A 3724-nucleotide genomic window follows, 5' to 3' on the forward strand; every position below is an offset into this window, starting at 1 on the left:
CATGATGGTTTCCTTCACTGACATTCAACTCCTCAGCATCCTCTCAGGACCACAGGGAGCCGTCCACACCATCAGTTCTCAGTGAAAATCAACAGTCATCCGGTTCGATCCAGTCTTCCGTCTTCGACAATTCGTTCAGCATGGGCATAGACGTATTTTTGACGGCAAGGATCAGTTTGGCAAGATTGAATAATAATCTGACCTGATATCTGAATGACGCCATATCCATGCAGGGCTATTCCTGAGCAGACAATCAATCAAAATTTTCAAGATCCTGACATCTGCGAAAGGACGCCCCGTGAACACATTGACCACCAGCCCAGTCATTACCCTCCTGGAAACGCTGCACAGGAATGCAGAAACGTCCGACCGCGAACTCATGGAAACCATGATGGCGCGCTTTAACGCACCGGAAACATCGGCTGAACAGGTGATGGCAGAACTACTTGCCCAAGAAAGAGCCGACTATCGGAGCGTCTATCATGACTATGCCGACAATTTTCTCGCCGTCTCGCCGCGCTACGGTCAGTTTCTCTACATGATGACACGAGCCTGCAAAGCCCGTCGGGTCGTAGAATTCGGCACGTCGATGGGAATCTCGACCATTTATCTGGCCACGGCCCTTCGTGATAATGGTGGCGGGCAGTTGATCGGTAGCGAAATGGAACGCACCAAGGTGGCACAGGCGCGGGCAAATCTTGATGCAGCAGGCTTAGCTGATCTGGTGGATATTCGTGAAGGCGATGCGCTTGAAACGCTCCGCGATATTGATGGACCGGTTGATCTTCTTCTACTCGACGGTGCGTTCTCGCTCTATCTGCCAGTTCTGAAACTGATCGAACCCCGGCTGGCACCCGGCGCAGCGATCTTCGGCGAAAATGCGTTTGATCCAGACTACATCGCTTACCTGAACAACCCGGCGAATGGATATTTGTCCCAGACGCTGCCGCTGGACGAAGGCCGAGGCAACGGGTTCGCTGTCAGGGTCGGGTGATGGCACACGGAGAGTAGCCAGATTAAATCTTAAAACCTAGGTATTGACATATATCGATGTGTAGTTATGTTTGGCAGTGTCACTCACCCACAGAAGGAGACGCCCGGTGAAGTTTGCCAATCAGCTCGATACCGACGCCGAGCGCCTCGGTGGTTACAAAAGGTCAGGCATTGAACGCAAAACCCAAAAATTAGCGCTTGATGCCCGCAGCCGGCTCAACGAGGCTTCTGCCGGACTGTTCTGATCCCGAGTGGATATGAGGCCTTTCACGCTCTCATATATCGATGTTTCCCAATATCTAGGATTCGCAAAATGCAAAACTCGGTTCTCTTCGACAGTCTGACCCTGGGTCCGTATACCCTCAGAAATCGGATCGTTCTCCCCCCGCTCACACGTTCTCGCAGCTCCCAGCCGGGAAACATCCCCAATGATCTGATGGCGACCTACTACCGCCAACGCTCCAGTGCAGGGCTCATGGTGACCGAGGGGACACAGATCGAACCGCGCGGACAGGGATATGCGTGGACACCCGGCATCTACAGTCCCGAACAGGTAGAGGGCTGGCGCAAGATCACCGATGCCGTTCACGCCGAGGGAGGAACCATCTTCTTGCAATTATGGCATGTGGGGCGCGTATCTCACACCTCCCTCCAGCCTGGTGGAGCCGCTCCGGTCGCGCCATCGGCGATCCCGGCCGAAAATGTCAAAGTGTTCGTTGAAACCGGCCCGGGCCAGGGTGCTCTCACACTACCGTCCGCACCACGCGCCCTGACCACCGCAGAGGTCAAGGAACTCGTCCAGCTCTATGCCAAAGCAGCGCGCAATGCTCTTGATGCGGGCTTTGACGGCGTGGAGATCCACAGCGCCAACGGCTATCTGATAAACCAGTTCATCTCTACCCACACCAACCAGCGCGAGGATGAATATGGCGGCTCACTGGAAAACCGACTGAGATTCCTGGCCGAAGTGACGCAGGCGGTTGCCGATGTCGTCGGTAAAGAGCGAATGGGAGTCCGCTTTTCTCCCCTGTTCGCTTCCACCAACGAGGACCGCGTCTATCTTGGTCTTGTCGAGGAAGACCCCCACACGACCTACATTGAGGCCATAAAGGTTCTCGAAAAAGTTGGGGTCGCTTACGTCTCGATTGCCGAGGCGGATTGGGATAACGCGCCGGAACTGCCTGAATCCTTCCGTGCGGACGTACGGAAAAACTTCAGCGGCCGGGTTCTCTATGCTGGCAGGTACACTCCCGAGCGTGGCGTGCGCGTGGTCAAGGCAGGCTGGGGCGATCTGATTGCCTTCGGGCGTCCCTTCATCGCAAACCCCGATTTGCCGGAACGCATCGCTCATGGTTGGCCGCTCAATCCAGTAGATCCTACGACCATGTATGGCGGCACCGACAAAGGATATACTGACTATCCCACCTATCAGCGTTAGGGATTTCAGGCCGTGTCCAGACATCTGGACACGGCTTCTGACACTTCCAGCGTAATTAGGTCCATCCCAAAGAAAACGAGATATTGCTATATTGGCATTTCTCGCTATATGGAGGATCATGAGCATCGATATCAACGACGCACTGAAGGCCTTGGACAACCCCGCCCGGCTGGCAATCTTGGCGAAGCTCAAGGACCCTCGCAAGAATTACCCTGAACAGGAAGTCGATCCTGAGCAGGTAGGTGTCTGCGTGAGCATCATACAGGAGCGGGCCGGCCTGTCTCAGTCGACCATTTCGCTGTATCTGACAGCACTACAACGCGCCAAGCTCGTCACGTCGCAGCGCATAGGCCCCTGGACCTATTACAAGCGCGATGAGGCGAACATCGCGGAATTCCTGAAACAGTTGCAGGATCTGATTTGAGCGGCGATCGCAATCGCCGCTCCATCTCCTTTCAACTTTTCTGAATCTCGACAACCAGTCGGCCCCGCACTTTTCCGGCAATGATATCTTGGCCGACTGTGATGACGTCCTCAAGATGGATCGTCGCGGTGATCTCGCCTAATTTCTCGCGATCGAGATCCGTTGCAAGACGCGCCCAGGCTTCAAGGCGACGCGGCTTCGGACACATTACCGAATCAATACCAAGCAGCGAGACGCCGCGCAGGATGAACGGTGCTACCGATGCAGGCAGGTCCATTCCCTGCGCCAAGCCACAAGCCGTAACTGCACCGCCGTATCGGGTCATCGACAGCACATTAGCGAGCGTATGTGAGCCCACAGCATCGATGCCCGCGATCCACCGTTCCTTGCCGAGCGGACGCATGGGGCCGGAAAGTTCGTTACGATCAATGATTTCGGCCGCTCCGAGGCTCCTGAGATAATCTGCTTCCTCTGCCCGCCCGGTCGAAGCGATGACGTGCCAGCCAGCCTTCGCCAACAGGGCAATCGCGACTGAACCCACGCCGCCAGCAGCACCTGTGACGATTACCGGCCCATCAGATGGCTGCAATCCATGCTTTTCCAGCGCCAGAACGCTGAGCATTGCAGTGTAGCCCGCAGTGCCGATCGCCATAGCCTCGGCTGGCGTCAGCCCGGCAGGCAAGGGTACGAGCCAATCCCCTTTGACACGGCTTTTCTCGGCATAAGAACCGAGATGTGTTTCACCCGTTCCCCAGCCGTTCAGGATGACTTATGTGGACGGCCGGTTCGATGCAATGGATCACATTTGTTATCTCTCTGCGTTTCTCTAAATCTTGTTTTCTCGGTGGAATGCATCGCTGCTCGCAGGA

The 3724-nt window shown here is 55.6% G+C and carries 5 protein-coding genes; 4 read left to right on the top strand and 1 reads right to left on the bottom strand.

Annotated features, from left to right (window positions below; translation table 11 throughout):
* Positions 1-298 precede the first annotated feature (298 nt).
* From CFR80_RS17230 to CFR80_RS17240, 4 genes are all read left to right on the top strand, one after another.
* On the top strand, positions 299-994 hold the full coding sequence (locus CFR80_RS17230; RefSeq protein ID WP_010512209.1) for an O-methyltransferase: 696 nt from the start codon (positions 299-301) through the stop codon (positions 992-994).
* Positions 995-1100: 106 nt separating this feature from the next.
* Complete coding sequence (locus CFR80_RS19540; protein ID WP_010512211.1) at positions 1101-1238, top strand: hypothetical protein; 138 nt, start codon at positions 1101-1103, stop codon at positions 1236-1238.
* Positions 1239-1306: 68 nt separating this feature from the next.
* Positions 1307-2431 (top strand): alkene reductase, encoded by a 1125-nt coding sequence (locus tag CFR80_RS17235; protein WP_010512213.1) that lies wholly within the window; start codon positions 1307-1309, stop codon positions 2429-2431.
* Between the two features lie 118 nt (positions 2432-2549).
* A complete protein-coding gene (locus CFR80_RS17240) occupies positions 2550-2855 on the top strand; it encodes an ArsR/SmtB family transcription factor (RefSeq protein ID WP_010512214.1) in 306 nt (101 codons plus the stop codon).
* Between the two features lie 31 nt (positions 2856-2886).
* On the opposite strand, the gene CFR80_RS17245 is transcribed toward CFR80_RS17240, so the two are convergent.
* Positions 2887-3621 carry an MDR family oxidoreductase gene (locus CFR80_RS17245; RefSeq protein WP_309146444.1) on the bottom strand — a complete coding sequence of 245 codons (735 nt, stop codon included), beginning with the start codon at positions 3619-3621 and terminating at the stop codon, positions 2887-2889.
* Between the last annotated feature and the right edge of the window lie 103 nt (positions 3622-3724).

Source organism: Komagataeibacter oboediens (genome assembly GCF_003207815.1).
In the GTDB taxonomy this organism is placed as follows: Bacteria; Pseudomonadota; Alphaproteobacteria; order Acetobacterales; family Acetobacteraceae; genus Komagataeibacter; species Komagataeibacter oboediens.